This is a genomic window from Stenotrophomonas bentonitica, from assembly GCF_002887735.1.
Lineage (GTDB): Bacteria > Pseudomonadota > Gammaproteobacteria > Xanthomonadales > Xanthomonadaceae > Stenotrophomonas > Stenotrophomonas bentonitica_A.
In genome coordinates this window covers 164804-190743 of the sequence record NZ_PKQP01000007.1, presented here as the reverse complement: position 1 = coordinate 190743, position 25940 = coordinate 164804, and the positions used below count along the sequence as shown (strand labels likewise).

The 25940-nt window shown below is 67.4% G+C and carries 23 protein-coding genes; 15 read left to right on the top strand and 8 right to left on the bottom strand.

Translation table 11 applies throughout. The annotated features are described in order from the left end of the window. The first annotated feature begins 68 nt into the window (after nucleotides 1-68). From C0R07_RS14255 to C0R07_RS14245, 3 genes are all read left to right on the top strand, one after another. The gene (locus C0R07_RS14255; RefSeq protein ID WP_102789215.1) at nucleotides 69-1421 is read left to right on the top strand and encodes an aspartate aminotransferase family protein; all 1353 of its coding nucleotides are present in this window, start codon (nucleotides 69-71) and stop codon (nucleotides 1419-1421) included. Between the two features lie 79 nt (nucleotides 1422-1500). Continuing rightward, nucleotides 1501-2376 carry a plasmid replication/partition related protein gene (locus C0R07_RS14250; RefSeq protein ID WP_102789214.1) on the top strand — a complete coding sequence of 292 codons (876 nt, stop codon included), beginning with the start codon at nucleotides 1501-1503 and terminating at the stop codon, nucleotides 2374-2376. Between the two features lie 113 nt (nucleotides 2377-2489). Further along, nucleotides 2490-3782 (top strand): DUF445 domain-containing protein, encoded by a 1293-nt coding sequence (locus C0R07_RS14245; protein WP_102789213.1) that lies wholly within the window; start codon nucleotides 2490-2492, stop codon nucleotides 3780-3782. A gap of 60 nt (nucleotides 3783-3842) precedes the next feature. Here C0R07_RS14245 and C0R07_RS14240 read toward each other — a convergent pair whose 3' ends face one another. Both C0R07_RS14240 and C0R07_RS14235 read right to left on the bottom strand, forming a co-directional pair. Beyond that, nucleotides 3843-5138 (bottom strand): aminotransferase class V-fold PLP-dependent enzyme, encoded by a 1296-nt coding sequence (locus C0R07_RS14240; RefSeq protein ID WP_102789212.1) that lies wholly within the window; start codon nucleotides 5136-5138, stop codon nucleotides 3843-3845. Continuing rightward, nucleotides 5138-7498, bottom strand: a complete 2361-nt coding sequence (locus C0R07_RS14235) for a TonB-dependent receptor plug domain-containing protein (RefSeq protein WP_102789211.1) — start codon at nucleotides 7496-7498, stop codon at nucleotides 5138-5140. Before C0R07_RS14235 ends, C0R07_RS14240 begins: the two co-directional genes overlap by 1 nt. A gap of 391 nt (nucleotides 7499-7889) precedes the next feature. Here C0R07_RS14235 and C0R07_RS14230 point away from each other — a divergent pair, with 391 nt between their 5' ends. The 4 genes from C0R07_RS14230 (at nucleotide 7890) to C0R07_RS14215 (ending at nucleotide 12509) form a co-directional block, all read left to right on the top strand. Beyond that, on the top strand, nucleotides 7890-10121 hold the full coding sequence (locus C0R07_RS14230) for a TonB-dependent siderophore receptor (RefSeq protein ID WP_102789210.1): 2232 nt from the start codon (nucleotides 7890-7892) through the stop codon (nucleotides 10119-10121). Between the two features lie 83 nt (nucleotides 10122-10204). After that, nucleotides 10205-10564, top strand: coding sequence for a DUF3649 domain-containing protein (locus tag C0R07_RS14225; protein WP_237393520.1), 360 nt, complete (start codon nucleotides 10205-10207; stop codon nucleotides 10562-10564). Continuing rightward, complete coding sequence (locus C0R07_RS14220; protein ID WP_102789209.1) at nucleotides 10561-12177, top strand: PepSY-associated TM helix domain-containing protein; 1617 nt, start codon at nucleotides 10561-10563, stop codon at nucleotides 12175-12177. The genes C0R07_RS14225 and C0R07_RS14220 overlap by 4 nt, the downstream gene beginning before the upstream one ends. Next, the gene (locus tag C0R07_RS14215) at nucleotides 12174-12509 is read left to right on the top strand and encodes a DUF3325 domain-containing protein (protein WP_102789208.1); all 336 of its coding nucleotides are present in this window, start codon (nucleotides 12174-12176) and stop codon (nucleotides 12507-12509) included. Before C0R07_RS14220 ends, C0R07_RS14215 begins: the two co-directional genes overlap by 4 nt. Before the next feature lie 95 nt (nucleotides 12510-12604). On the opposite strand, the gene C0R07_RS14210 is transcribed toward C0R07_RS14215, so the two are convergent. From C0R07_RS14210 to C0R07_RS14200, 3 genes are all read right to left on the bottom strand, one after another. Beyond that, nucleotides 12605-13141, bottom strand: coding sequence for a GNAT family N-acetyltransferase (locus tag C0R07_RS14210; protein ID WP_102789207.1), 537 nt, complete (start codon nucleotides 13139-13141; stop codon nucleotides 12605-12607). Between the two features lie 15 nt (nucleotides 13142-13156). Then, nucleotides 13157-15301: a bifunctional 23S rRNA (guanine(2069)-N(7))-methyltransferase RlmK/23S rRNA (guanine(2445)-N(2))-methyltransferase RlmL gene (rlmKL, locus tag C0R07_RS14205; protein WP_102789232.1), complete on the bottom strand. Its 2145-nt coding sequence runs from the start codon at nucleotides 15299-15301 to the stop codon at nucleotides 13157-13159. A gap of 109 nt (nucleotides 15302-15410) precedes the next feature. After that, nucleotides 15411-15938: a hypothetical protein gene (locus C0R07_RS14200; RefSeq protein WP_102789206.1), complete on the bottom strand. Its 528-nt coding sequence runs from the start codon at nucleotides 15936-15938 to the stop codon at nucleotides 15411-15413. A 57-nt stretch (nucleotides 15939-15995) separates the two neighbouring features. Between C0R07_RS14200 and C0R07_RS14195 the strand changes: the two genes are divergently transcribed. Then, nucleotides 15996-16565 (top strand): N-acetylmuramoyl-L-alanine amidase, encoded by a 570-nt coding sequence (locus tag C0R07_RS14195; RefSeq protein WP_102789205.1) that lies wholly within the window; start codon nucleotides 15996-15998, stop codon nucleotides 16563-16565. A 16-nt stretch (nucleotides 16566-16581) separates the two neighbouring features. On the opposite strand, the gene C0R07_RS14190 is transcribed toward C0R07_RS14195, so the two are convergent. The 3 genes from C0R07_RS14190 to C0R07_RS14180 form a co-directional block, all read right to left on the bottom strand. Next, a complete protein-coding gene (locus C0R07_RS14190) occupies nucleotides 16582-17472 on the bottom strand; it encodes a sulfurtransferase (RefSeq protein WP_102789204.1) in 891 nt (296 codons plus the stop codon). Next, the gene (locus tag C0R07_RS14185) at nucleotides 17469-18272 is read right to left on the bottom strand and encodes a CoA pyrophosphatase (RefSeq protein WP_046272021.1); all 804 of its coding nucleotides are present in this window, start codon (nucleotides 18270-18272) and stop codon (nucleotides 17469-17471) included. The genes C0R07_RS14190 and C0R07_RS14185 overlap by 4 nt, the downstream gene beginning before the upstream one ends. Before the next feature lie 87 nt (nucleotides 18273-18359). After that, nucleotides 18360-19061, bottom strand: coding sequence for an FKBP-type peptidyl-prolyl cis-trans isomerase N-terminal domain-containing protein (locus tag C0R07_RS14180; protein ID WP_046272022.1), 702 nt, complete (start codon nucleotides 19059-19061; stop codon nucleotides 18360-18362). A 191-nt stretch (nucleotides 19062-19252) separates the two neighbouring features. Here C0R07_RS14180 and C0R07_RS14175 point away from each other — a divergent pair, with 191 nt between their 5' ends. The 7 genes from C0R07_RS14175 to pstS (C0R07_RS14145) all read left to right on the top strand — a co-directional run bounded on the left by C0R07_RS14175 (nucleotide 19253) and on the right by pstS (C0R07_RS14145) (nucleotide 25874). Continuing rightward, the gene (locus tag C0R07_RS14175; RefSeq protein ID WP_428991913.1) at nucleotides 19253-20011 is read left to right on the top strand and encodes an enoyl-CoA hydratase/isomerase family protein; all 759 of its coding nucleotides are present in this window, start codon (nucleotides 19253-19255) and stop codon (nucleotides 20009-20011) included. Nucleotides 20012-20014: 3 nt separating this feature from the next. Further along, nucleotides 20015-20377 carry a hypothetical protein gene (locus tag C0R07_RS14170; RefSeq protein WP_046272024.1) on the top strand — a complete coding sequence of 121 codons (363 nt, stop codon included), beginning with the start codon at nucleotides 20015-20017 and terminating at the stop codon, nucleotides 20375-20377. Then, complete coding sequence (gene nth, locus C0R07_RS14165) at nucleotides 20377-21051, top strand: endonuclease III (protein WP_102789202.1); 675 nt, start codon at nucleotides 20377-20379, stop codon at nucleotides 21049-21051. Before C0R07_RS14170 ends, nth begins: the two co-directional genes overlap by 1 nt. Before the next feature lie 180 nt (nucleotides 21052-21231). Beyond that, nucleotides 21232-22443, top strand: a complete 1212-nt coding sequence (locus tag C0R07_RS14160; RefSeq protein WP_026070196.1) for an OprO/OprP family phosphate-selective porin — start codon at nucleotides 21232-21234, stop codon at nucleotides 22441-22443. Nucleotides 22444-22556: 113 nt separating this feature from the next. Next, a complete protein-coding gene (locus C0R07_RS14155; RefSeq protein WP_102789201.1) occupies nucleotides 22557-23336 on the top strand; it encodes a hypothetical protein in 780 nt (259 codons plus the stop codon). A gap of 123 nt (nucleotides 23337-23459) precedes the next feature. Continuing rightward, nucleotides 23460-24479 (top strand): phosphate ABC transporter substrate-binding protein PstS, encoded by a 1020-nt coding sequence (pstS, locus tag C0R07_RS14150; RefSeq protein ID WP_070471808.1) that lies wholly within the window; start codon nucleotides 23460-23462, stop codon nucleotides 24477-24479. A 303-nt stretch (nucleotides 24480-24782) separates the two neighbouring features. Then, nucleotides 24783-25874 (top strand): phosphate ABC transporter substrate-binding protein PstS, encoded by a 1092-nt coding sequence (pstS, locus tag C0R07_RS14145; protein ID WP_070471809.1) that lies wholly within the window; start codon nucleotides 24783-24785, stop codon nucleotides 25872-25874. Nucleotides 25875-25940 lie beyond the last annotated feature (66 nt).

The following is a 25940-nucleotide window of genomic DNA, read 5'->3' as shown; positions in this document are numbered from 1 at the left end:
GGCCATCACGGAGTGACGTGATGCGGGTGCGATAAAGTCGTGACCGTCGCGACCCTGCGGAGTGCCCCATGCCTCGTCCCGAGTTGTCGTTGTCCACCCTGGCCGGACAAGCGCCAGCAGAGCTGGACGCCTACTGGATGCCATTCACCGCCAACCGCCAGTTCAAGGCTGCGCCGCGCCTGCTGGTACGCGCCGAGGGCATGTACTACCACGACGTCGACGACCGCCCGATCCTGGATGGCGCGGCCGGCCTGTGGTGCTGCAACGCGGGGCATGCGCGGCCGCGGATCGTCCAGGCGATCCAGCAGCAGGCCGCCACGCTGGATTTCGCGCCACCGTTCCAGATGGGCTCGCCGTTGCCGTTCGTGCTGGCGCAGCGGCTGGCCGCACTGGCACCGGCCAGCTTGAACCATGTGTTCTTCACCAACTCCGGCTCCGAGGCGGTGGATACCGCGATGAAGATCGCGCTGGCCTACCATCGCCTGCGCGGCGAGGGTCACCGCACCCGCTTCATCGGGCGGGAGAAGGCGTATCACGGCGTCGGCTTCGGCGGCATGTCGATCGGTGGCCTGCCCAACAACCGCAAAACGTTCGGGCCGTTGTTGCCCGGTAGCGATTTCCTGCGCCATACGCTCGATCTGGAGCGCAATGCCTTCAGCCCTGGCCTGCCCCGCCACGGGGCCGAACTGGCCGAGGATCTGGAGCGCCTGATCGCGCTGCACGATGCCTCCACCATCGCCGCGGTGTTCGTCGAGCCGATCGCCGGTTCGGCCGGGGTGATCCTGCCCGCGCCGGGCTATCTGCAGCGCCTGCGCGAGATCTGCGACCAGCACGGCATTCTGCTGGTGTTCGACGAGGTGATCACCGGTTTCGGCCGGGTCGGCCACGCCTTCGCCGCCCAGCGCTTCGGGGTCACCCCGGACCTGCTCACCCTGGCCAAGGGCCTGACCAACGGCGCGGTGCCGATGGGCGCGGTGCTGGCCAGCGATGCGATCCACGGCGCCTTCATGCAGGGCCCGACGGCCGCCATCGAATTTTTCCACGGCTATACCTATTCCGGTCACCCGCTGGCGTGTGCGGCTGCGCTGGCCGCATTGGATACCTACGCCGAGGAGCATCTGTTCGAGCGCGCCCTGGAACTGGGTGATTACTGGCAGGAGCGACTGCACAGCCTGCGCGGACTGCCGCATGTGGTGGACATCCGCAACTTCGGGCTGATCGGCGCAGTCGAGCTGATGCCGCGCAAGGACGCCCCCGGCGCGCGCGGCTATGAGGTATTCGAGCGCTCCTTCCGCGATGGTCAGTTGCTGGTGCGCTGCACCGGCGATGTGATCGCGCTGTCGCCCCCGCTGATCCTGGAGCGCAGCCACATCGACCGCATCGTGGATGTGCTGGGCGAGATGATCCGCGCCACCGGCTGAGCCTGAATCCGTCGGCGACGACGCCGGCCGCCGCGATCCTTACAATGGTCGGTCACGTTTCGCTCGCGTACCGGATTGCATGGACATTGTCGTCAAAGAAGAACTCAAGGCCTATATCGACCCGCTGACCCCGGACGAGCACGACGCCCTGGAGCGCAGCATCCTCGCCGAAGGCTGCCGCGACGCGCTGGTGCTGTGGGGCGAGGTGCTGGTGGATGGCCACAACCGCTACGGCATCTGCCAGAAGCACGGCCTGCCGTTCCAGACGATCCAGAACACGCGATTCCAGTCGATGGACGACGTCCATCTGTGGATGATCGAGCAGCACCTGGGCCGCCGCAGCGTCTCCGATTTCCAGCGTGGCGTGCTGGCGCTGCGCAAGCGCGACATCCTGGCCGAGCGCCATCGCGCCGATCAGGCCCAGCTGCAGAAGGAAAGCGATGGCGAGATCAGCGGGCCGACCGAGGCCGCTGACGAAGACAGCCCGCCGTGGGCCGCCGCACCGAAGGTCAGCCGCGCGGACATGGCCCGCGAAGCGCGCCTGAGCAGCAGCCAGGTGACGATGATCGAGCGCATCCACAAGCAGGCCGCGCCGGAACTGGTGGAAGCGGTCAAGACCGGGGTGATCTCGATCAGCGCCGCGGCCGCCGTGGCCGACCTGCCGGAAGACGAACAGCGTGCCGCAGCCGCTGCCGGCAAGGACGAGCTCAAGCAGGCCGCCAAGCGTGTGCGCGAGTCCAAGCGCAAGCCGCGCAAGCCGGCCCAGGAGGTGCTGCACAGCGCCGATGGCGACGCCGAAGCCGACCCCAGCCGCGCCGCCGAGATCGCCGATGCGCTCAACGCACTGGGCGAAGGCCCGGCCGAGCTGCGCCAGCGCATCATCGCGCTGACCCTGGAGAACGACACCCTGCGCCTGCAGCTGGCCGCGCTGCGCAAGCAGGTGGCGGACCTCTGAGGGTAGTGCCGGCCGCTGGCCGGCAACGCGATTGACCTTCGGGTGGGGAGCCTGGTTGCCGGCCAGCGGCCGGCACTACCGGTTGCTCATGCCGGGGTCGTTAGACTGCCGGGATGACGCCCCTCTCCCCTCCCGACCCCCGCCGTGCCCAGCTGCGACGGCTCAAACTGATCGCCCTGGCCATGCTGGTGGTGATGCTGGCCGGCTTCGCGGTCAGCCATTGGCACGGCGAACGCGGCATCTGGGCCTGGGTCTCGGCCTTCTGCGAAGCGGCTGCCGTCGGCGCGCTGGCCGACTGGTTCGCGGTGGTCGCGCTGTTCCGGCGTCCGCTGGGCCTGCCGATCCCGCATACCGCGATCATCCCGCGCAGCAAGGACCGCATCGCCGACAGCCTGGCGCTGTTCGTCCGCGACCAGTTCCTGGAACCCCAGGCGCTGCTGGCGAGGCTGCAGGTGTTCGATCCGGCCAGCCGCCTGGGCAGCTGGCTGGCCGAGCCGGCGCGGGCGCGCATGCTGGCCGACATGGCCCGCGGCTGGGCCCTGCAGGCGCTGGATTTCCTTGATGAAGCGGCGGTCCGGCGCAGCATCCAGGGCTTTGTGATCCAGCAGCTGCGGCAATGGAACGCAGCCGCCACGGCGGGTGAACTGCTAAGCCTGCTCACGGCCGACAACCGCCACCAGCGCGTGCTGGATGAAGGCCTGACCCGCATCAGCGAATGGCTGGGCAACGAGAAGGTCAAGGACCGCGCCTCCACCCTGATCGTGGGCTACATCCAGCGCGAGTGGCCCAAGCTGGCCAGCACGGTCAACTGGGTCAAGCCGATCGACGAGATCGGTGACACCCTCGCCGAGCGCCTGGCGCACGCGGTGCTGGAAGAACTGCAGCAGATCCTGGCCCAGCCCGAACACCCGCTGCGGCGCGATTACGAAACCTGGCTGAGCGACTACATCCAGCGGCTGCGCGAGGACCCGGCCCTGGCCGAGAAGGTCGAGCAGCTCAAACAGCAGGTGATCGACCACCCGGCCGTGCAGGAGTACGTGCAGGGCCTGTGGGCGCGGATCCACGCCAGCCTGCGTGCCAACCTGGCCAGCGAGGACTCCGCGCTGGCCGGCCATCTGCGCCGCAGCCTGGCCTCGGTGGGTGAGGCGCTGCAGGCCGACCCGTCGCTGCGCGAAGCACTCAACCAGCACCTGATGGACGGTGCCGAACGCCTCACCACGCGCCTGCGCAGCGGCGTGACCGAGCACATCGCGCAGACCGTCAAAGGGTGGGACGAACGCCACCTGGTCGAGCAGCTGGAATTGAGCGTGGGCCGCGACCTGCAGTTCATCCGTTTCAATGGCACCCTGGTGGGCGGCCTGATCGGCGTGATCCTGCACGCGCTGACCGTCTGGTTCCACTGGTAATACCGGAAGCATGCGCGCCCGGCGACGCTGGCAGGATCGCTGCCAGCGTCGTGGGATGACTCAGCCAGCGACCGCCCGTACCGCCGCCACCAGCGCGTCCATCTGCGCCGGCGTGCTGAAGATGCCCGGCGTCACCCGCAGGCAGGCGCCGGAGGCGAGCCCTTCGCGTGGCACCACGAACACCCCCGACTGCTTCACCATCCGCTGCGAGGTGGCGGTGTTGTCGCGCATCGTGGTCTGCCCGCGCAACCGGAACGAGGTGATCGCACTGGACAGGCGCGGGTCGTCCGACCCCAGCAACTGGATGCGCGCATCGTCCCGCAATGCGTCCATCCACTGAGCGCGCAGGCGCAGCAGGCGCGCACGCTTGTTGGCGACACCGATGCGCTCGTGCAGGTCCAGTGCGACCGGCAGCGCCATGTACGCCGCGAAATTGACCGTGCCGGTGTGCACGCGGGTGCGGATGTCGCCGTGATCCTGCTCGCCCATGTACGGATCCAGATCGCGGACACGCCCGCGGCGGACATACACCGCCCCGACGCCGACCGGCGCACCGATCCACTTGTGCAGGTTGATCCCGATGAAATCCACCCCCAGCGCGCGCAGCGGCGTATCCACCTGGCCGATGCCGTGCGCCGCATCGAGCACCACCTCCACGCCGGCCGCCCTGGCCAGCGCGGCGATCTCGGCCACTGGCAGCAGCATGCCGTTGCGGTGGTTGACGTGGGTCAGCAACAGCAGGCGCACGCGCGGGTTGGCGGCCAGCGCGCGGCGGTAGGTCTCCACGATGCTGTCGTGGTCGAACGGCTCGGGCAGCGTGATCGCCACCGGCTGCACGCCGCGCCGCGCCTGCAGCCACTGCATCGCGCTGATCATGCTGTCGTAGTCGGTATCGGCATACATCACTGCATCGCCTGGCGACAGCCCGCGGTAGCTGCCGATCAGTACCTGCATCGCCTCGGTGGCGCCACGGGTGAGCACGATCTCGTCGGTCTCCACGCCCAGCACCTGTGCCAGGCGTCCGCGGGCCTGTTCGAACAGCGGTGGAAACGCCAGCCGCCCGAACCAGGCGTTGCCGGCATTCACCGTGGCGGTAGCCTGCTGGTACGCCTGCAGTACCGGGCGCGCCATTGCGCCCCAGTAGCCGTTGTCCAGCATGACGACCTCGTCGGTGAGGTCATACAGTGCGCGGACCTGGTCCCACCAGCCTTCATCACCGGCAAGCTCGGCCGGCGTGCGTGTGCCCACCGCCGGCAGCACCATCGGTTCAGTGCCCATGGCGGTCGCACCGGACAGCGCCGTGGCGAGTGGCAGGGCCAGCGCGCCACGCAGCAGATGTCGTCGTTGCCGGTCCATCAGTAGCGGATCCGGTATTCGGCGTAGAGGTTGCGGCCGTCAGTGTCATACGGCGCGTTCCGCGAGTAGATCAGGCCACGGCTGGCCTGGAAGCTGGCCTCGTCCGGGTAGCGGTTGAAGAGGTTGTCCGCGCCGATCCGCAGCGTCTGCTGCTCGGTGACGTTCCAGCTCACCGCCAGATCGACGAAGCTCATCGCCCCGAAGCGCTGGAAGATGTCGCCGGTGGCATTGCCCGAAGAGTCTGTCCATGCCCCGTAGTATCGCAGCTTGCCGAGCACGCTGAAGCGGCCCCACGCATAGGTACTGCTGAGCGTGGCCTTCTGCCGCGGCAGGCGCTCTTCGAAGATGCGGCGCTGGCTTTCGTTGGTGGCCACGCCGGTGGCACCACTGTCCACCTGGGTCTGGTTGTAGTTGTAGCCCAGCGTGGTGCTCAGGCGGCCCGCGCCGAGTGCGGTGGTGTGGCTGGCCACCACGTCGACACCGCGCGTGGTGGTGTCGAAATCGTTGGTGTAGAAGCTCACCGAGGTGTACGCCAGCGGGTTGGGTACCCCGGCCGGCACCGCGAACGAGGCCGACTGGCTGAAGCGATCGGTGACCTTGATGTCGTACAGGTCCACCGAGCCGGAGAAGCCGAGCTCATTCTTCCAGGTCAGACCGAGCGAGGCGGTGCGCGATTGCTCCGGCTTGAGCGGTTTGGCCCCCAGCTGGATCGCCAGCGGATCGCTGGGCGACAGGCGGCCGGTGGTGAACACCTGCAAGGTCACGGTATCCAGGCCCTGCTGGGTGCTCTGGGTGTAGAGCTGGCCAGGCGTGGGCGCACGGAAGCCGGTGGAGACCGAGCCGCGCAGCGCCAGGTCCGGGGTGAACTCGAAGCGGCTGGAGAGCTTGCCGTCCACGCTCTCACCGAACGCGGAGAAGTGTTCGTATCGGGTCGCCGCGCCCACGGTCCAGCGGGCGGTCAACGGCGCCTCGACATCGATGTAGGCCGCGCGGCTGCGCTGGCTCCAGCGCCCGGCATTGGCCGCGCTGAACCCCGGCGCACCGTTGGCGCCCCCGGCCAGGCCGGTCACCGCGCCCGGGCCGATCGCATACGACGCCGGATCACCGGCATCCACGCCGTAGGTCTCCTCGCGCGTCTCCGCACCGAAGGCGATGTTGATCGGCGCGGCCAGCGCACTGACCGGCAGCGAGTAGACGATATCCGCGTTGAGGTTCTTCTCTTCCTGCGAGAGCCGGCCGAGGTAGAACGCGGTGGGGCTGTCCGGGCCGAGCGAGGCATTGATCGAGTTGCCCAGCGTGTAGTCGATGCGGTTGCGCCCGTAGGAGCCGCTCACATCCCAGCGCCAGCGCTCGCCCCAGTAACCGCGCAGACCGAGCACGCCCTGCAGATCGTCCTGCTCGTTGCCGTACTTCGGGCTGAAGCCGGTCGGATACAGGCTGCGTGCGTCCCAGCCAGGGAATACGCGGCTGCGGTTGTAGACCGAGGCGGTGCCGTCGGGATTGCGCCAGTTGAAATCGCTGACACCCTCGCTGTGGCCGTACAGACCGAAGCCGTACAGGTCGACGCTGTCGTTCAAGGCGAGGTTGAGGTTGAAACCGAAATGCCGGTTTTCCAGGTCCGGCTGGCCCCAGCGCTGCACCGGATCGGGCACGGCCAGCTCCGGGTGGGCGTTCTGGAAGGCGATCGCATCGGCGCGTTGGCGGCTGCGCGAGGTCGCATCGGATTTGTCCCAGTCGGCGAACAGCGACAGGCTGCCCTTGTCGCCCAGCGCGAAGCCGTGGCGGCCCCCGATCTTGCGGCCCAGGCCATCGCCCTCGCTGTACTCGGAGATCCCCAGCGACAGTTCGCCGCCGACCCGGTCATCCAGGATGATGTTGATGACACCGGCGATCGCGTCCGAGCCGTACTGCGCGGACGCGCCGTCGCGCAGCACTTCAATGCGCTGGATCGCATGCACCGGAATCTGGGCCAGGTCCGGCCCCTGCGCGCCACGTGCGCCCAGCAGCGCCGAGCGGTGGAAGCGGCGACCATTGACCAGCACCAGGGTCTGGTCCGGCGAGAGGCCGCGCAGCGTGGCCGGCCGCACGAACACCAGGCCATCATTCATCGGCATGCGCTGGACCACGAACGACGGCACCAGCTGGGCCAGCACATCGTTGAGGTCGGAGGATTCGATCGCCTGGATTTCTTCCTGCGAGAACACGTCCACCGGGGCCAGCGTGTCGAACTGCGTGCGGTTGCTGCCGCGCGTGCCGGTGACGATCATCGTGTCCAGGGTGGCGGGGGCCGCGGCATTCCCTGCCGGGGCGGCCTCGGCACGCGCATCGGCGGCCAGGGCGAAGGTAAGGACGGACGACACCGCTACAGCAAGCACACAACGATTCACTGACGACTCCGCGTACGAACAGGTGGGGGGTTCGCCGTGACGGCTTGTCACGACATCCTCACAGTGTGTTGACGCGATATTGCCCGGCGGTGACACGCAGGCGACCGTCGTTGCCTCCCCCGCACATACGCCCGCGCACGGCGTTTTCCTGATTTCGACACCGCCATGACGCTTGTCTAACGAAATGATAATGACTATCATTCACCGATCGGCTGTACGCCTAGCCAACCGGCGCCCGGATGCCTCACGCCTTCCCCGCGCAACGCCCCGTGTACACCTCCTGATCCGCTGCCTCGCCTGCCCTGCTGCCCCCGGCAGCGTCACTGCGCGCGTGCTGCCGTTTTCCCACATTGGAAGTGTTGCCATGACCCGTTCGTCCGCGTCACCGTTGTCCCGGCCATCGTTGTTGACCCTCGCGCTTGTTGCTGCCCTCGCCGGGCCGGCGCTGCCCGCCTTTGCCGAGGCCGGGCCGAATGAGGCAACCACGCTGGACACGGTCAAGGTGACCGCCGATGGCGAGATCCCGAATTCCTACACGGTCAAGCAGGCCAGCACCGCCACCAAGTTGAACCTGTCGCTGCGCCACACCCCCCAGTCGGTCACCGTGCTGACCCGCCAGCGTCTGGACGACATGGGCCTGTACGCCCTGTCCGATGTGATGGGCCAGGTCACCGGCGTGCATGTGTCGGTCACCGATTCGGAGCGCATCAACTACATCTCGCGTGGCTACAGCATCACCAATTTCCAGATCGACGGGATGCTCAACACGTTTGGTGGCTCGCTCAAGACCAACACCGACAGCGCGATCTACGAGCGCATCGAAGTGGTCCGCGGCGCCACCGGCCTGACCACCGGCGCCGGTGATCCGTCGGGCACGATCAACATGGTCCGCAAGCGACCGACCCAGGAGATGGCGATGAGCGCCGGGCTGACCCTGGGCCGCTGGGGCAACCAGCGTCTGGAAGCGGACATCGGCGGCCCGATCGCGCTGGATGGCCGCGTGCGTGCGCGCTTCGTGGCCGCCAAGCAGCAGAGCGATTCCTTCCGCGATGTGTACCGTCTGGACAAGGACGTGTTCTACGGCATCGTGCAGGCCGACCTGACCGACAGCACCCTGTTCGAAGTCGGCTATGACTACCAGTCGCCGGAAACCAAGGGCGTGACCTGGGGCGTGGTGCCGTACTGGGGCCCGGACGGCAAGCCGGCCAACCTGCCCCGCTCGACCAACCTCTCGGCACGCTGGAGCAGCTGGCCGATCGTGGAGAAGACCACCTTCGTGCGCCTGGAGCAGCAACTCGGCAACGGCTGGTCGCTGAAGGCCAGCGCGACCCGGGCCAAGCGCAACACCGATGGCGACGTCTGGTATGGCGCCCAGGGGTATCCGGCACCGGACGGCACCGGGGTGCGCGCCTATCTCTCGCATTTCGCCGAGCGCAGCGAAATGAATGTGTTCGACCTCAACGCCAGCGGCCCGTTCCAGCTGTTTGGCCGTGAACACGAGCTGGTGGCTGGCGTCGGCCAATCCGTGCGCAAGGGCGAATCGCCTGCCTCGGCGTTCACGCAGCCGCCGGGCTATGACGTCGTGCCGGACTGGCGCCACTGGACCGGGGATGTCGCCCCGTTGCCGCTCACCCGGCATGACTGGCTGGCCTCGGAGAACGAGCTGACGCAGAAGGCCGCCTACGTGGCCGCCCGCCTGCAGCTGGCCGATCCGTTGCTGGCCGTGCTCGGCGCGCGCTACGGCAGCTGGGAAACCCGCAGCTGGCGCTACACCCACGATGCTGCCGGCAACCGCACCGGCACCACCCGCGGCGGCTACAAGCCGGACGATTCGCTGACCCCGTACTTCGGCCTGGTCTACGATTTCAGCAGGCAGTTCAGCGCCTACGCCAGCTACACCGACATCTTCCAGCCGCAGGACTACCGCGACAAGAACAACGACTACCTGGAGCCGGTGGTCGGCGACATGTGGGAGGCTGGCCTGAAGGGTGAATTCTTCGGTGGACGCCTGAACACCTCCGCCGCGGTGTTCAAGGGCGAGAAGGACAATGTCGCCGAGCTCGATGACTCGGTGCCGGCCGCCTCGCTGCCCGATGGCAGCAGCGCCTACCGTTCCACCGGCAAGGGCAACAAGGTCAAGGGCTGGGAACTGGAAGCCCAGGGCAGCCTGACCGCGAACTGGAACCTCTCGGCCGGTTTCGCGCACACCACCATCCGCAACCAGGCCGGCGTGGCGCAGAACACCACCAACCCGGTGGACACCTTCCGCCTCAACACCAGCTGGCGCCCGAGCGGTGAGTGGAACCGCCTGTCGCTGGGCGGTGGCGTGACCTGGCAGAGCCGGATCTACCGCACCAGCACCAAGCCGCGCGCGGATTACGCGACCAGCGGCCGTACCGAATCGGCGTTGATCACCCAGGACGCGTTCTACCTGGTGAATGTGTTCGCCGGCTACCGCTTCAACGACAACTTCTCCGCGCAGCTCAACGTCAACAACCTGCTCGACAAGAAGTACTTCAGCAACGTCGGTTTCTACAACGGCGTGTACTGGGGCGAACCGCGCAACGTGATGTTGAACCTGCGCTGGAAGCTCTGACACCAGCTCCAAGGGACCACTGCGACGCGCAGTGAACACGGCCACGGATGGCCACTATCCTTCATCACCGGCTGCGGCCGGTGATGCCCGTTTCCCCGATCGATCAGCAGGTTTCCGTGGACAGCACGCCGCACGCCAGCGCCAGGTTCAACCGTCTTGGTTCCTTCTTCGCCCGCCCCTGGCTGGGTGTCCTGTCACGTTCGCTCGCCGCGATCTTCGGCGGCTACGCGCTGGCCGCGACCTGCTCGATGTTCTTTGCGGTCGCGCTGCCGATCGCGCGCGGGCAAGCGGTGCTGACCGGCATGCTGGTGGCGATCGTGCTGTGCGCCTGCGCGGCACTGTGGGCGTTCGCTACCCGTACCGCGCTGCGCGCGTGGGTCGGCATCCTGATCCCGACGGCGCTGTTCTGGCTCGGCACCCGCCTGCTGCAGGGGGCCGCATGAAGAACGGATTCCGCCAGTCGATGGCCTGGCTGCACACCTGGACCGGCCTGCTGGTCGGCTGGCTGCTGCTGCTGATTTTCATGGCCGGCACGGCCAGCTATTACCGCGAGGAAATCAGCCGCTGGATGCGCCCGGAGCTGCCGCGCAGCAGCGTGAGTGCCGATGTGGCCGCCGAGCGTGCTCTCACCTTCCTGCAGCACAAGGCGCCGCAGGCCGAGAGCTGGAATGTCACCCTGCCCGACCCGCGCAACCCGGCGATGCGCATGTTCTGGCGCAACCCCGAATCGATGGTCAAGCCGCCGGTGGAAGGCGAGCGCCGCCGGCGCGGCGGAGGCCGCTTCGGCGATGCCACCGTCGATCCGAACACCGGCGAAGAGATCGCCGCGCGCGAAACCCGCGGCGGTGACTTCTTCTACCGCCTGCATTTCGACCTGCACTACATCCCCGTTTACTGGGCCCGCTACCTGGTCGGCTTCTGTGCGATGTTCATGCTGGTGGCGATCATCACCGGCGTGATCACGCACAAGAAGATCTTCAAGGACTTCTTCACCTTCCGCCCGGAAAAGGGCCTGCGGTCGTGGCTGGATTTCCACAACGTCAGCGCGGTGATGGCGCTGCCGTACCACGCGATGATCACCTACACCGGCATCGTCACGTTGATGTTCATGTACCTGCCGTGGGGCGTGAGCGTGGCCTATCCCAAGGATGAGGAAGCGTTCTTCAGCGAGGCCTTCGCGCGTCTGGCCGAGATCGAGACCCCGGCCGAAGGACGCGCCACGCCACTGCCCATCCAGCAGTTGCTGGACAGCGCGCGCGCCGAATGGAAGGGTGCGGATGTGGCCGGCTTCACCCTCTACCACCCGGGCGCGGCGAATGCGATCGTGGATATCACCCAGCGCGATGGAAAGCGCCTGTCGGTGGATACCCCGTCGCTGCGCTTCAACGCGATCACCGGCCAGTTGCTCGAGGCCAGCCCGGCCTCGGGCGGTGCCACCCAGACCCGTGGCGTGATGTACGGCCTGCACCTGGCGCGCTTCGCCGACTGGGGCCTGCGTGCCCTGTTCTTCCTCTCGGGCCTGATCGGCTGCCTGATGGTCGCCAGCGGCGTGGTGCTGTGGGCGGTCAAGGAACGCCCCAAGCATGCCAAGTCCGGCAAGACCGGCTTCGGCCTGCGCCTGGTTGACGCGCTGAACATCGGCGCAGTGGCCGGCCTGCCGATTGCCTTCGCCACCTACTTCCTGGCCAACCGCCTGCTGCCGGTACAGATGGCCGAGCGCTCCGCGGCCGAGGTCAATGCGTTCTTCTACGCCTGGGCCGCCGCATTGCTGGCCGGTTTCATCTGGCCCAAGCGGATGATGTGGACCTGGCAGCTGTATCTGGGCGGCACGCTGTTCGCCCTGATTCCGGTGGTCAACGCCTTGACCACGCATGCGCATCTGGGCGTGACCCTGCGTACCGGTGACTGGGTGCTGGCCGGCTTCGATCTGACCATGCTCGCCTTCGGCGCGATGCTGGCCTACTGCGGCCATCGCATGCAGCGTTGGCAGCCACCGTTGAGCGCCGCCGAGAAGAAGCGTCGCCAGCAGGCCGCTGCTGCGGGGGCCACGGCATGATGCTGCTCGCGATCACGCTGAGCTTTTCGGCGTTCACGGCGCTGTCGCTGGCCATGAACAAACACCAGCTGGATCTGCACGGCAAAGCCGGCGCCAGCGCATCGCGCATGCGGGTGTGGCGCTGGGTGGGCTGGACGTTGCTGACCGTCGCCTTCGCATTGTGCGTGCTGGATCACGGCTGGGCGATCGGCCCGGTGCTGTGGCTGGGCGCGCTGACGATCAGCGGGTTGCTGATCGCGTTCGGGCTGTACCCGTATCGCCCGCGCTGGATCGCGCCATTGGCATGGGCGTTGCCGGTGGTGGGGCTGGCGGTGGCGCTGGTCGGGCGTTGAGGGAGCAGCCACGCATGGCGTGGCTCCACCTTCAGATCGATCCCTGCGGCGCACCCGCCGCACCCTCGCGGGCGTCGCCGCATCGCGATCGCCGGTCAGGGCACCAGTGAAAACATGTGCGCGTCGGCGGGACGGCCGTCGATGACCAGTCGGTTGCGTGCCACGCCCTCGCGAAGCGCGCCGGCCTTCTCCGCCACCCGTTCGCTGGCGAGGTTGCCCACCGCCGCCACGATCTCCACCCGTTGCAGGCCCAGCGGCCCGAACGCCTGGGCAGCCAGTGCCCGGACAACGCGGGGCGCCACGCCCTGGCCACGGCACGACTGCCGTACCCAGTAGCCCAGGTTGCAGAACCGGGGATCGTGCTGGATCTTGTTCAGTCCCGCGCCGCCGACAAGCGCCGCCGTGTCCTGCTCGAATATCCCGTACTCGCAGGCCAAGCCTGCCGCCCAGCCGTCGCGGCAGGCCTGGAACCACTGCAGCGCCTGCGCGACGCTGTAGTCGGCCGAGCTCCACGGCATCCAGCGCTGCATGCCCTCGGCCGATTCACGCACCGCCGCCACAAACGGGGCGGCGTCGGTATCCTGGAACGGACGCAGCAGCAGTCCGTCGGCGATGAGCGGGCTGTCGTCCATGCCAGCCGCCATCGGTCAGGCGCCGTAGCGGCGCAGTTCCCACGCGCGGTGGATGCGCGGGTTGCGTTCGAAGTCCGCCCCGATGGTCTCGGGCGAAATCTCCTTGCACTCCGCGAATTCCTTGATCGCTTCGTCGTCCAGCTTGAAGCGGCGGAAGTTGTTGGAGAAGTACAGCACGCCTTCCGGGCTCAGGCGGGCCACGGCCGCGCGCAGCAGGCGCACGTGTTCGCGCTGGATGTCGAAGTCATCGGCGCGGGCGGAGTTGGAGAAAGTCGGCGGATCGCAGAAGATCACGTCGAAGCGGTGGCGCTCGGCCTCCAGCCACGCCAGTGCATCGGCCTGGATCAGCTGGTGCTGGCTGCCGCCCTTGCCGTTCAAGGCCAGGTTGTCGGCGCACCACTGCAGATAGGTACCGGACAGATCCACGCTGGTGGTGGTCGCGGCGCCGGCCACGGCGGCCTGCACCGAGGCGACACCGGTGTAGCAGAACAGGTTGAGGAAGCGCTTGCCCTGGGCTTCCTGCGCCATGTGCCAGCGCAGCGGGCGGTGGTCCAGGAACAGGCCGGTGTCCAGGTAATCGAACAGGTTCACGCGCAGCAGCGCATCGTTCTCGCGCACCAGCACGAATTCGCCGCGCTGCTCGAAACGACCGTACTTGCTGCCGCCCTTGCCCCGTTCGCGCGACTTCAGCGCGACCTGCTCGGCCGGCACCTGGAACACCTCGCGGGCAGCCGACAGCAGCTCGTTGCGGCGGCGACGCACATCGACATCGGGAATGGTCGCCGGGGCCGCGTATTCCTGCACATGCAGGAAGGTGCGACGGGCACCGCCGTCTTCTTCGTAGACATCGATGGCGGCGGCGTATTCGGGCAGATCGGCATCGTACACGCGGTAGCAGGTGATGCTCTCGCGCGCCCGCCACGTCTTGAATTTCTTGATGTTCTTGCGCAGGCGGTTGGCCACCATCTGCGCGCCTTCGCTGAGCTCGCGCGGTTGGCCGGTGTTCTCACGCTGCGGCACGGCGATCGGGTCGCAGACGATCAGCGCGCACTCGATGGCGCCGTTGAACAGCTGGTACTTCTTGTTGGCGCGCAGGCCGGTGGCAAACGCCAGGTCTGCACTGCCGCACAGCAGGCTGGCCCGCCACTGCGGCACCGCGCGCTTGAGCGCGTCGCCGAGGCGGCGGTACAGCAGCGCATCGGCGGCCAGGCGCTCGTCATAGGGCGGATTGCAGACCACGCAGCCGGTTTCCTGCGGCGGCACCTGCACATCGGCCACGTCGCGAACGCCGAACCAGATCGCGTGCGAGACACCGGCGGTCTCGGCATTTTCCTTGGCCGCGCGGATCGCATGCGGGTCGATATCGCTGCCGTGGATGACCTGCTTGAGCGCACCGCGGCCGGCTTCCTCGCGCGCACGCGCTTCGGCCATCAGGGTGTTCCAGCTCTCACGGTCGAAGCCCAGCCAGCGGCTCGGCGGGATGCTGCCGTGTCGCTGCAGGCCCGGGGCGACGTCGGCGGCCATCAGCGCGCCTTCGATCAGCAGCGTGCCGCTGCCGCACATCGGGTCCAGCAGGCCACCGCCTTCACTGTGGATCTTCGGCCAGTTGGCGCGCAGCAGCACGGCGGCGGCCAGGTTTTCCTTCAGCGGCGCCTCGTTCTGCGCCATGCGCCAACCGCGCCGATGCATCGGGCCACCGCCCAGATCGATCGAGATCGTGGCGCGGCCCTTGCGCAGCGAGAGGTTGATGCGCACATCCGGGAATTCGACGTTCACCGACGGACGTTCCAGACCCTGCGCGCGCAGGCTGTCGACCACGCCATCCTTGACCCGCTGCGCGGCGAAGCGCGCGTGGGTGATCTCGGTGCCGGACACATGCGCATCCACCGACAGGGTCAGCTCGGGGCTGATGTGCTGCTCCCACGCCATCGCCGACACGCCCTGGTAGAGCGAGCCCTCGTCCGGGCACTCGAACTCGGCCAGCGGCCACAGCACCCGGCTGGCCAGGCGCGACCACAGCACCACGCGCTGTGCCTGCGCCAGCTCGCCCTCGGCGTTGACGCCGGAAATGGTGGCGGTGGCCTTGTCCAGGCCGAGCGCCAACAGTTCGTCGGCGAGCAGATACTCCAGGCCCTTGGCGCAGGAAACAAAGAATTTCACGGAATCGGTATCGCAGGTCAGCGGAGAGGGGGTGCCCACGGGCACGGCAAGCAGCCGGGCACGGGGTCCCGGGGGGCCATTGTACGTGAGGCGGGCTGGATCGCCCGGCTTACAGCGAGGTCAGCAATTCCTCGAAGGCCCGGGTCGACGCCTCCACGTGGTTGGCCAGGCGGTGCCCGTCATCCACCATCAGCAGGCGCGCCGAGCGGGCCTGGGCCCAGGCGATGACCTCGGCGGGCGGGATCAGTTCGTCGTGCCAGGCATGCACCACGCTGGTCGGCACCCGCGCCGCATCCAGCGCCGGCATCGGCCCCATGCGGGTCGGCGGCACCATCAGGAACAGCCCGCGGACCGGCACCTGCAGCGAGGCGATGGCCGAGATGTACGACCCCAGGCTGGAACCGGCCAGGACCACCGGGCCCTGCGCGGCACGGGCGGTGGCCAGGGTGACCAGGCGCTGCAGGCGGGCACGCACATCGCCGAGGCTGCTGACCTCGCGCTGGGCGTCCAGGTCGGTGTAGTCCGGGCGCTCGTGGGTCCAGCCCAGGCGCTCGGCCACCTCGGCCAGGGCGGTCACCTTGATGGCGTCCGGGCCGCTTTCAAAGCCATGGGAGAGAATGCAGTGGCCGCGGCTCATGCACACACCGGGCGGGAATCGATAGGAGCGTTCATGCCCGAATGCTAGCATCGCCGCATGCCCGACCGCGCCCCGCCCGCCATCGATGCACAGCCCCTGCCCTACCAGGAAAGGCTGCTGCCCCGCACCCACGACGACATCGATCTGGTGGTCATCCACTGCACCGAACTGCCGGACCTGGCGATGGCGCGCGAGTACGGCGAGCGCGTGCTGTATGAGAGCGGCACGGGCAACAGCGGGCACTACTACATCGACCGCGACGGGCGCATTGTCCAGTACGTGTCATTGGACCGCATCGCGCATCAGGTCACAGGTTTCAATCCGCGCTCGATCGGCATCGAACTGGTCAACACCGGGCGTTACCCGCACTGGTGGGATTCCCGCCACCAGGCGATGGACGAGCCCTACCCGGATGCGCAGATCGCGGCGCTGATCGATCTGCTGCAGCACCTGTGCGGCGCGCTGCCGGCGCTGGCGCATATCGCCGGCCACGAGTGGCTCGATACACGTGAAGAAGTGGCCAGTGACGATCCGGAGCGGCGCGTGCCGCGCAAGCGCGACCCGGGCCCGTTGTTCCCGTGGCCGCGCGTGCTCGCGGCGGTGCCGTTGCAGGAACTGCGTGGGTGAGCAGGTGTGCCGATGATCAGCCGGTGGCCACCGGGCGCGACGGATCGCTGACCCAGCCGCTCCACGAATCGGCATAGATCCGCGCGCCTTCCAGACCGGCCGCTTCCATTGCCAGCAGCAGATGGCAGGCGGTCACGCCGGAGCCGCACATCAGGACCACCTCCTCCGGTGCATGCGTGCCGAGCAGCGGCTGCAGCGCCGCGCGCAGATCGTCCGCAGGGCGCAACCGCCCGTCCTGCACGTTCAACGCAAACGGACGATTCACCGCGCCTGGCACATGGCCGGCGACCGGGTCCAACGGCTCCACTTCGCCCCGGAAACGCTCGCCGGCCCGCGCATCGATCAGCCAGCCCGGAGCATGCTTGAGACGCGCCTGCACCTGCTCGACCGAGGCGATCTGGCTGCGGTCGAAGTGACCGGGGTAAGGCGGCAGCGCGGTCACTTGCGGCAGCTCGCTAGTAACCGGCAGGCCGGCCGCCTGCCAGGCCGCGAAGCCGCCATCCAGGACGCGCACATGCGCATGCCCGATCAACCGCAACAGCCACCACAGGCGCGCGGCGGCCATGCTGCCATCGCCGGCGTCATAGACCACCACCCGGGTATCGGGCCCGATGCCCCACTCGCCCAGGCGTGCGGCGAACGCCTCGCTGTCCGGCAGCGGGTGACGACCATGGCCGGTGCGGCCCAGATCGGACAGATCCCGGTTGAGATCGGCGTACAGCGCGCCGGGCAGATGGCCCTGTGCGTACAGCTGCGCACCGGACTGCGGGTCGGCCAACGAGAAACGGGCATCCACCACGCGCAGCGGCGCTGCGGCACTGGCCGTCGCGCGTGCATCCATCAGGCGCATGGCGCCCTCCTCCAGGGCCTGTGCGAGGGCGGTGACATCGATCAGCGGCGTGGTCATGCGGTCTGCTCCAGGCGGCGACGCAGGTTGTAGAGAATGGCGGCGGTCGCGCCCCAGATCCGTTGCCCCGGCCAGCCATACTCGAGCACGTGGCGGATGCGCCCGCGGTGATCGATCTCCACGTGGTGCAGGTTGGCCGGATCCATCAGGTACGCGAGCGGAACTTCGAAGACTTCGGCGACCTCGCCCGGTTCGGGCACGGCCACGAATGCGGGATCGATCACGGCCACGACCGGCATGACCCGATAACCGGTAATCGTCACGAACGGATCCAGGTATCCCAGTACCTGCACCTGATCCTGCTTGAGGGCGATTTCCTCATCGCTCTCGCGGATCGCGGCGGCCACCGCATCGCGGTCGTCCGGTTCCATGCGCCCCCCCGGGAAACCGACCTGGCCACCGTGATGACGCAACGTATCGGTACGCCGGGTCAGCAGCACCTGGGCACCGCCTTCGCGCGGAATGATGCCGGCCAGCACGGCCGCTTCAACCGGCGGGCCGGGTGGAAGAAGATCGACCAGCTCGCTGCGGTTCCAGCCATCGCCGGGCGGCGGCCGGTCCAGCGGATGCAGCGCGCGCATCAGGCGTTCGTGTTCGGCCAGCGAGCCTTGCAGCGATTGCCGCAGTTGTTCGCGCAGGGGCAGCGTGTGCTGCATGACGTGTTGCTGTTCGGGTCGGCTCATGGTTCGCCAGCGGGTGATTTCATCCACGGTGCGCAGGCAGCCCGTGCAGACACCGGCGCGATCCAGCGCGCAGATTCCGATGCAGGGAGTGGGCACGGCATGCGGGGAGTGTTCCATCGATTGCACCGGTCAACAGTAGCGCGAATGCACGGAAACGAAAAACGCGCCGGTGTTGCCACCGGCGCGTTCTTGATGTTGCGGAAATTACTTGACGCTGACGAGCTTGATTTCGAACTGCACCGCAACGTTCGGCGGGAACGGCGTGCGCGGATCGGCACCATAGGCCTGTTCCGGCGGCAGCGTCACTTCCCACTTCGAACCGGCCGGCATCTGCAGCAGGGCTTCACGCATGGCCTTCATTTCGACTTCGCTGACCTTGATGCCCGGGATCTGCTGGGCCGGACGCGCTTCGGCCGGACGGGTGCCGAACGGGTACGGACCGGCCACTTCCAGCTGCACCGTGCTGGCCTGGGTCGGCTTGGCACCCTTGCCGGCTTCGATCACGCGGTACTGCACGCCGCTCGGAAGCGACTGCACGCCGGCCTTGGCCTTGTTGGTGGCCAGGAACTGGGTGCTCTTGGTCTTGTTCTCGGCGGCAGCCTTGTCGTACTCGGCCTTGGCGGCCTGCGCACGACCCTGCTCACGCTTCTGGAAGGCTTCGACGGCGGGCTTCAACTGCTCGGCCGTGATCGACGGCTGCTTCTTGGCGTAGGCATCCTGCAGGCCCTTCACCACCGAGTTGATGTCCAGCTGCTCGCCGCGTGCGGTGAGTTCAGCCAGGTTGTTGCCGTAGTCGTAACCGAAGTAATAGCTCAGCTTGCCCTTTTCGGACGAGGTGTCCTGGGCGAAGGCATTGCCCGTCAGGGCCAGGGCCGCGACGGCGACCGCGATAGAACGCAACTTCATCAAACTTTTCTCCAGGGGTGGTAACTCAGGACGCGTTGGGCCGCCCTGAGGCGACGGGTTAGGATAGCCGCCGCAACGTTGAACCGCCACTAACGACGCAGGCTCTGACCTGACTTCGTTTCAAGAGTTCAACATCACTTTTTTTTAACGTTTTCAGGAGTCCTGCCGTGGCCGACGCCCTTATCGCGATTATGGACGATGGTGCCGTACGCACTGTGAGGGTCAACCGCCCGGACAAACTCAACGCCCTCAACCGGGCGACGCTGGAAGCCCTGGATACGGCCTTCGCCGAGGCCGCTGCCGACCCTGCGGTGCGGGTGGTGGTGCTGACCGGCGCCGGTCCCAAAGCGTTCGTCGCCGGTGCCGACATCGCCGAAATGAACGGCCTGAGCGCGGTTCAGGGTCGTGATTTCTCCCTGCTCGGCCAAGGGCTGATGCGCCGCATCGAGCGCATGCCCAAGCCGGTGATCGGCAAGATCAACGGATTTGCGCTGGGCGGCGGCCTGGAACTGGCCATGGCCTGCCACCTGCGGGTGGCGGCGGAGACCGCCAAGGTCGGCCAGCCGGAGGTCAACCTGGGCCTGATTCCCGGTTTCGGCGGCAGCCAGCGGCTGCTGCGCCTGTGCGGCCGCGCTGCCGCGCTGGAGCTGTGCCTGCTGGGCACCCCGATCACTGCGGCCCGTGCCGCGCAACTGGGCATCGTCAACGAGGTCGTCCCCGCCGCGGAGCTCGATGCGCGGGTCCAGACCATCGCGTCGCAGTTGGCCTCGGCCGCGCCGCTGGCACTGCGCGGCATCCTGGATGCGATCCACATCGGCGGTGAGTGCCCGCTGGGCGAGGGCCTGGAGTACGAGAGCGCGCAATTCGGCCTGATGTTCGCCACCGAGGACATGCGCGAAGGGACCAACGCATTCCTGGCGCGCCGCCCACCGGTATTCCAGAACCGCTGAGCCATGTCGCCTCCCCCTACCGTTTCGCCGGCGCAGTTGCTGGCGCTCGTGCTCGATGATCACTGGGACGCCGCGCTGGACGCCGGGCTGATGGACTACGTTCCGCACCCGGGCGACGCACAGCTGCTGCCCGGTCATCCCGACCTGCCGCAGCGCCTGCAGCAGGCGCAGCAGCAGCTGCAACGGGCCTGGGCCGCACGCGAACGCTACCGTCAGCGCCAGCAGCGGCTCGCGCGCCGTGCCGCCGAACGCGATGCGCGCCGTGCACCGCCCCCCACTCCCGAGATCCAGAAGCCTGCCCTGCCCTCTGCCGCCGCCGCGATCCTCGCGCGCGCCAAGGCCAAGGCCGCTGGCCGCACGTCCTGATGGCAACGATGAAGAAAACCGCCGCACGCACCGCACGCATGCCCAAGGCCGACGTGATCGAAATGTTCACGCGCCTGCGCGAACTCAACCCGCACCCAAAGACCGAACTGGAGTACAGCACCCCGTTCGAACTGCTGGTGGCGGTGACGCTGTCCGCGCAGGCCACCGACGTGGGCGTCAACAAAGCCACGCGCAAGCTGTTTCCGGTCGCCAACACGCCGCAGGCGATCCTGGCGCTCGGTGAGGACGGCCTGAAGAAGTACATCGCCACGATCGGCCTGTACAACGCGAAAGCCAAGAACGTGATCGCCGCCTGCGCGATGCTGGTCAGCCAGCACGGCGGCGAGGTGCCGCGTGATCGCGCCGCACTCGAAGCGCTGCCCGGTGTCGGTCGCAAGACCGCCAACGTGGTGCTCAACACCGCCTTCGGTGAGCCGGTGATGGCGGTGGACACCCACATCTTCCGCGTGTCCAACCGCACCGGCCTGGCACCGGGCAAGGATGTGCGCGCGGTGGAGGATCTGCTGGTCAAGGTGATCCCCGCCGAGTTCCTGCTCGATGCGCACCACTGGCTGATCCTGCACGGCCGCTATGTGTGCAAAGCACGCAAGCCGGACTGCCCGCAATGCGTGATCCGCGACCTGTGCCGATTCAAGGAGAAAACCGCCGCCTGAACGGGGCACGCGACTGCCATATGGGCGCAACCCGGCGGTCATCTGCGCCGGGCATCAATAGCAGCCCCTGACGCCGCTTGGGATGCGGGCGATGACGGTTTGTCTGAAACTGTCACATTTACGCAATCTTCACTAATTAGCCTGCGCAGCATCTTCCCACCTGCCTGCAAGGCTCCTTCCATGAAACTGCATCGCCAACTTCTTACTGCGGCCGTGGCGGCTGCGCTGTTCGTTCCGGCCGCTCACGCTGAAGTGGCCATCGATGTGATCGGCGGTTCGGAAATCACGTTCGAGGGCCTGGTCCAGGCCGACGGCAACTGGTTCGACAACGATGTGACCGACCTCAACGGCGGTGATGCCGGCAACGGCAAGAACAGCGAATTCGAGCTGCGCCGCGCCGAGCTGGTGCTCAAGGGCAAGGGCCCGGGCAACGTGGAATGGGTGGTGGGCTACGACGCCAAGGCCGACAAGTTCCTGGACACCAACCTGAAGTACAAGCTGGCCGGCAACGCCAACCACTTCGTGCAGTTCGGCCAGTTCAAGCAGCCCAACAGCCTGGAAGAACTCTCCAGCACCAAGAACAACGACTTCATCTCCAAGGCCGCGGTCACCAACACCTACGCCGTGGCCCGCCGCCTCGGTGGCGCCTACAGCATCGGTGACAACAACTGGTCCGTCACCGCCAGCGCCTTCGGCCGCGAGCTGACCCGCAACCTGGCACACGGCAGCGGCTACGGCGCGCGTGGTACCTGGGCCCCGATCAATGACAAGGGCCAGGTCCTGCACTTCGGCCTGAGCTATGTGGACTACGACACCGACGCCGACACCCTGCGCGTGCGCGCCCGTCCGAACGCCGACCTGGCCACCGCGCGCCTGGTCGACAGCGGCAACCTGGTCGATACCGACCGCGTCAGCACGATCGGTGCCGAAGCGATGTACATCGGTGGCCCGTTCAAGGCCCAGGCCGAGTACTACACCAGCAAGGCCAAGCGTTACTCGCACGACAACTACAGCAGCGACGGCTACTACGTCAGCGGCCTGTGGAACATCAGCGGCGAGACCTGGGGCTACAAGGGCGGTACCCCGACCACCGGCCTGCCGGACGAACCGGGCCGCGGCATGTGGCAGCTGGGTGCGCGTTACGACCACATGGATCTCAACGACGGTAACCTGAACGCGAATCCGGTGGCCGGTCGCCCGCCGATCGTCGATGGCGTGCTGGGCGGCAAGATGGACATCTGGACCGTGGGCGTGAACTACTACTGGCGCTCCAACACCAAATTCGCGCTGAACTACGTGATGGTGGACAGCAAGAAGTACAGCTCGACCGCGCGCACGTTCGTCAACGACGACCCGAACATCCTCGAAGCGCGCCTGCAGTTCTTCTGGTAAGCCCTGCAACACGCGTGACACACAAAGGCGCAGCTTCGGCTGCGCCTTTTTCGTGCCCGCGCGCCGGTATGCGCGCGTATGCTGTGCGCCCTTTGCCCCATGGATGGAACCCGATGCGTATCGCCCTCCCGCTGTTGCTGGCCGCCGCGTGCAGTGCCGCCGCCCTGCCCGCCCAGGCGCAGGACTGCCATGACGCCCAGGCGGCCGCTGAGGAGGCCTACGTGGTGCGGGCGGACAATGCGCTGCCCGACCGCCTCGGCTATACCCGCGACACCGCCGCCAGCGTCTGCCGCCGATGGCCGGCACGCCCCGAGCTGACCTTGGTGGCCACGCCGGTCTGGCGCGACGGTGGCGACAACGACGCCCGCGATGGCGACGTGGAGGTGTTGGTAATCGATTCCGACACCCTCGCCACGCGCGCTTGGACGGTGCTGTCCGGCGCACTCGACAGCGATGCGATCTTCTACGACGGCATGCACCTGGATACTGCGCGCTACCAGCTTGCGCCGGACACCCTAGCCTTCGGCCTGCGCGTGCAGCGCCGCAATGGCTCCGGGCCCAATCCGTTCAGCGAAGAACAATTGCATCTGCTGGCGGTGCAGGCAGACACGCTGCGCACGCTCGGCCCACCGATGGTGTTGGGTCGTTTCCAGGCCGAGTGGGACACCCGCTGCGCCGGCGACTCCACCGACGTAACGCGCACCGTGGCCGTTGGGCCCAAAGGCAAACACGGCTTGGCCGATCTCATCCTGCGCGAGCGGCGGGTCACCACGCACAGCTGGATGGACGGGGACACCTGCCGCGACCAGGACACGCCAGTGGAGGGCGAGCGCCGCGTGCTGCGCTTCGACGGCCGCCGCTACGCGGTCCCGGAGGCGCTGCAGCCGCTGTGACACCCCGCCCGGAAGGCGTGTCACGAGGTGGTCATATGACAGTCGCTGCGCTGTCATCGAACCGTTATGGAATGAGCACCGGGCGGGACACCCCGCACCTTCATCCATCCCAGGAGCCACCCCGTGATCCACGCCTTCAAGTCGCGCGCCGCTGTTGCCGTCCTCGCCGCGTCATCCGTGTTTGCCGCCAACGCCGCCGATGTGACCGGCGCGGGCGCCTCGTTCATCTACCCGGTCATGTCCAAGTGGTCGGCCGACTACAGCACTGCCACCGGCAAGAAGGTCAACTACCAGTCCATCGGTTCCGGTGGTGGTATCGCCCAGATCAAGGCCGCGACCGTTGATTTCGGCTCCTCCGATGCCCCGCTGAAGCCGGAAGAACTGGCTGCCGCCGGCCTGGCCCAGTTCCCGTCGGTCATCGGCGGCGTGGTCCCGGTGATCAACGTGGCCGGCATCGCCCCGGGCGCGCTGAAGCTCGATGGCCCGACCCTGGGGAACATCTTCCTGGGCAAGATCAAGACCTGGAACGACCCGGCGATCGCCGCGCTGAACCCGGGCGTGAAGCTGCCCGACGGCAAGATCACCGTCGTGCACCGCTCGGACGGTTCGGGCACCACCTTCAACTTCGTCAACTACCTTTCCAAGGTCAACCCGGAGTGGAAGACCAAGGTCGGTGAAGGCACCTCCGTCCAGTGGCCGGTCGGCATCGGTGGCAAGGGCAACGAAGGCGTTGCCGCCTACGTGAAGCAGATCAAGGGCGGCATCGGCTACGTCGAACTGTCCTACGCGCTGCAGAACAAGATGTCCTACGCTGCGATGAAGAACGCCTCGGGCAAGATCGTGCTGCCGAGCGACACCTCCTTCGCCGCCGCTGCTGCCAGCGCCGACTGGGCCAGCGCGAAGGACTTCTACCTGGTCATGACCAACGCCCCGGGCGCCGATGCGTGGCCGATCACCGCCACCAACTTCATCCTGGTCCGCAAGCAGCCCAAGAACGTCGCCAACGCCAAGGCCACCCAGGAATTCTTCCGCTGGATCTACAAGAGCGGCGATGCGCAGGCCAAGCAGCTCGACTACGTCCCGCTGCCGGACACCCTGGTCAAGCAGATCGAGACCTACTGGTCGCAGAACCTGAAGTATTGAGGAAGTCACCACCCACGGTGGTGACCTACCGGTAGGTGCCGACCGTTGGTCGGTACGCGTCGCCCCCGACGCAACCCACCGGACAGAGCAATGGCGCCGGAGGGACCTCTCTCCCCCTTCCGGCGCCATCGGGCGCGGACCGCAAGGTTCCGCGCCTTTTTGTTGCCTGCCGCAAAATGCCCGACCCTTGTGCCGCAAGGCTTTGCGTGCGCTCGGTCACGGCGTCATCAAGCTGTAACAAAAACATCATTTCATAGTCGCGTCGCCGGAAAGACCGGCCCTTATCCCGCTATGGAGTGACGCATGAAACTGCACACGGCCAGCATCGCCGCCCTTTCCCTGGCCATCGCGCTGGGTCTTTCCGCATGCAAGCCGGGCGCTGAAGGCCAAGCCGCCGCGCCGGCCACCGATGCGCCCGCTGCCGCTCCGGCCGCTGGCGATCGCCTGACCGCCGAGATTTCCGGCGCCGGTGCCTCCTTCATTTTCCCGCTGGTGTCCAAGTGGTCGGCCGACTACAACGCCGCCACCGGCGCCAAGATCAACTACCAGTCGATCGGTTCCGGTGGTGGCATCGCCCAGATCAAGGCCGGCACCGTTGATTTCGGTTCCTCCGACAAGCCGCTGAGCAGCGAAGAGCTGGCCCAGGCCGGCCTCGGCCAGTTCCCGTCGGCGATCGGTGGCGTGGTGCCGGTGGTCAACATCGACGGCCTGGAAGCCGGCAAGCTGCGCCTGAGCGGCGCCCTGCTGGCCGATATCTTCCTGGGCAAGGTCAAGACCTGGAACGACCCGGCCATCGTCGCCGCCAACCCGGGCGTCAAGCTGCCCGACGGCAAGATCACCCTGGTCCACCGTTCGGATGGCTCGGGCACCACCTTCAACTTCTCCAACTACCTCTCCAAGGTCAGCCCGGACTGGAAGAGCAAGGTCGGCGAAGGCACCTCGGTGCAGTGGCCGGACGGCGTGGGTGGCAAGGGCAACGAAGGCGTGGCCTCGTACGTGAAGCAGATCAAGGGCTCGATCGGCTACGTCGAACTGGCCTACGCGCTGCAGAACGGCATGCCGTACGCCTCGATGCAGAACGCCGCCGGCAACTGGGTGCAGCCGAGCGCGGAAACCTTCGCCGCGGCAGCCGCCAGCGCCGACTGGGCCAGCGCCAAGGACTTCAACCTGGTCATCACCAATGCCCCGGGCGACCAGGCATGGCCGATCACCGCCACCAATTTCATGCTGATGCACAAGCAGCCCAAGGATGCCCAGCGCAGCAAGGACACCCTGGCGTTCTTCAAGTGGGCCTTCGAGAAGGGCCAGGCCCAGGCCAACGAACTGCACTACGTGCCGCTGCCGGCCGAGCTGGTCACCCAGATCGAAGCCTACTGGACCAGCGAGTTCAAGTAAGCCAGACAGCGGGCCTGTGCACAGCGCAGGCCCGCTTTCCTCGCCGCACCACCCTGCCGAACCACC

Bases quoted from the DNA above. Each gene is read 5' to 3' on its own strand.
- C0R07_RS14255 (WP_102789215.1), top strand. From the start codon at position 69: ATGCCTCGTCCCGAGTTGTCGTTGTCCACCCTGGCCGGACAAGCGCCA.
- C0R07_RS14250 (WP_102789214.1), top strand. From the start codon at position 1,501: ATGGACATTGTCGTCAAAGAAGAACTCAAGGCCTATATCGACCCGCTG.
- C0R07_RS14245 (WP_102789213.1), top strand. From the start codon at position 2,490: ATGACGCCCCTCTCCCCTCCCGACCCCCGCCGTGCCCAGCTGCGACGG.
- C0R07_RS14240 (WP_102789212.1), bottom strand. From the start codon at position 5,138: ATGGACCGGCAACGACGACATCTGCTGCGTGGCGCGCTGGCCCTGCCA.
- C0R07_RS14230 (WP_102789210.1), top strand. From the start codon at position 7,890: ATGACCCGTTCGTCCGCGTCACCGTTGTCCCGGCCATCGTTGTTGACC.
- C0R07_RS14225 (WP_237393520.1), top strand. From the start codon at position 10,205: ATGCCCGTTTCCCCGATCGATCAGCAGGTTTCCGTGGACAGCACGCCG.
- C0R07_RS14220 (WP_102789209.1), top strand. From the start codon at position 10,561: ATGAAGAACGGATTCCGCCAGTCGATGGCCTGGCTGCACACCTGGACC.
- C0R07_RS14215 (WP_102789208.1), top strand. From the start codon at position 12,174: ATGATGCTGCTCGCGATCACGCTGAGCTTTTCGGCGTTCACGGCGCTG.
- C0R07_RS14210 (WP_102789207.1), bottom strand. From the start codon at position 13,141: ATGGACGACAGCCCGCTCATCGCCGACGGACTGCTGCTGCGTCCGTTC.
- C0R07_RS14200 (WP_102789206.1), bottom strand. From the start codon at position 15,938: ATGAGCCGCGGCCACTGCATTCTCTCCCATGGCTTTGAAAGCGGCCCG.
- C0R07_RS14195 (WP_102789205.1), top strand. From the start codon at position 15,996: ATGCCCGACCGCGCCCCGCCCGCCATCGATGCACAGCCCCTGCCCTAC.
- C0R07_RS14190 (WP_102789204.1), bottom strand. From the start codon at position 17,472: ATGACCACGCCGCTGATCGATGTCACCGCCCTCGCACAGGCCCTGGAG.
- C0R07_RS14185 (WP_046272021.1), bottom strand. From the start codon at position 18,272: ATGGAACACTCCCCGCATGCCGTGCCCACTCCCTGCATCGGAATCTGC.
- C0R07_RS14180 (WP_046272022.1), bottom strand. From the start codon at position 19,061: ATGAAGTTGCGTTCTATCGCGGTCGCCGTCGCGGCCCTGGCCCTGACG.
- C0R07_RS14175 (WP_428991913.1), top strand. From the start codon at position 19,253: ATGGACGATGGTGCCGTACGCACTGTGAGGGTCAACCGCCCGGACAAA.
- C0R07_RS14170 (WP_046272024.1), top strand. From the start codon at position 20,015: ATGTCGCCTCCCCCTACCGTTTCGCCGGCGCAGTTGCTGGCGCTCGTG.
- nth (WP_102789202.1), top strand. From the start codon at position 20,377: ATGGCAACGATGAAGAAAACCGCCGCACGCACCGCACGCATGCCCAAG.
- C0R07_RS14160 (WP_026070196.1), top strand. From the start codon at position 21,232: ATGAAACTGCATCGCCAACTTCTTACTGCGGCCGTGGCGGCTGCGCTG.
- C0R07_RS14155 (WP_102789201.1), top strand. From the start codon at position 22,557: ATGCGTATCGCCCTCCCGCTGTTGCTGGCCGCCGCGTGCAGTGCCGCC.
- pstS (WP_070471809.1), top strand. From the start codon at position 24,783: ATGAAACTGCACACGGCCAGCATCGCCGCCCTTTCCCTGGCCATCGCG.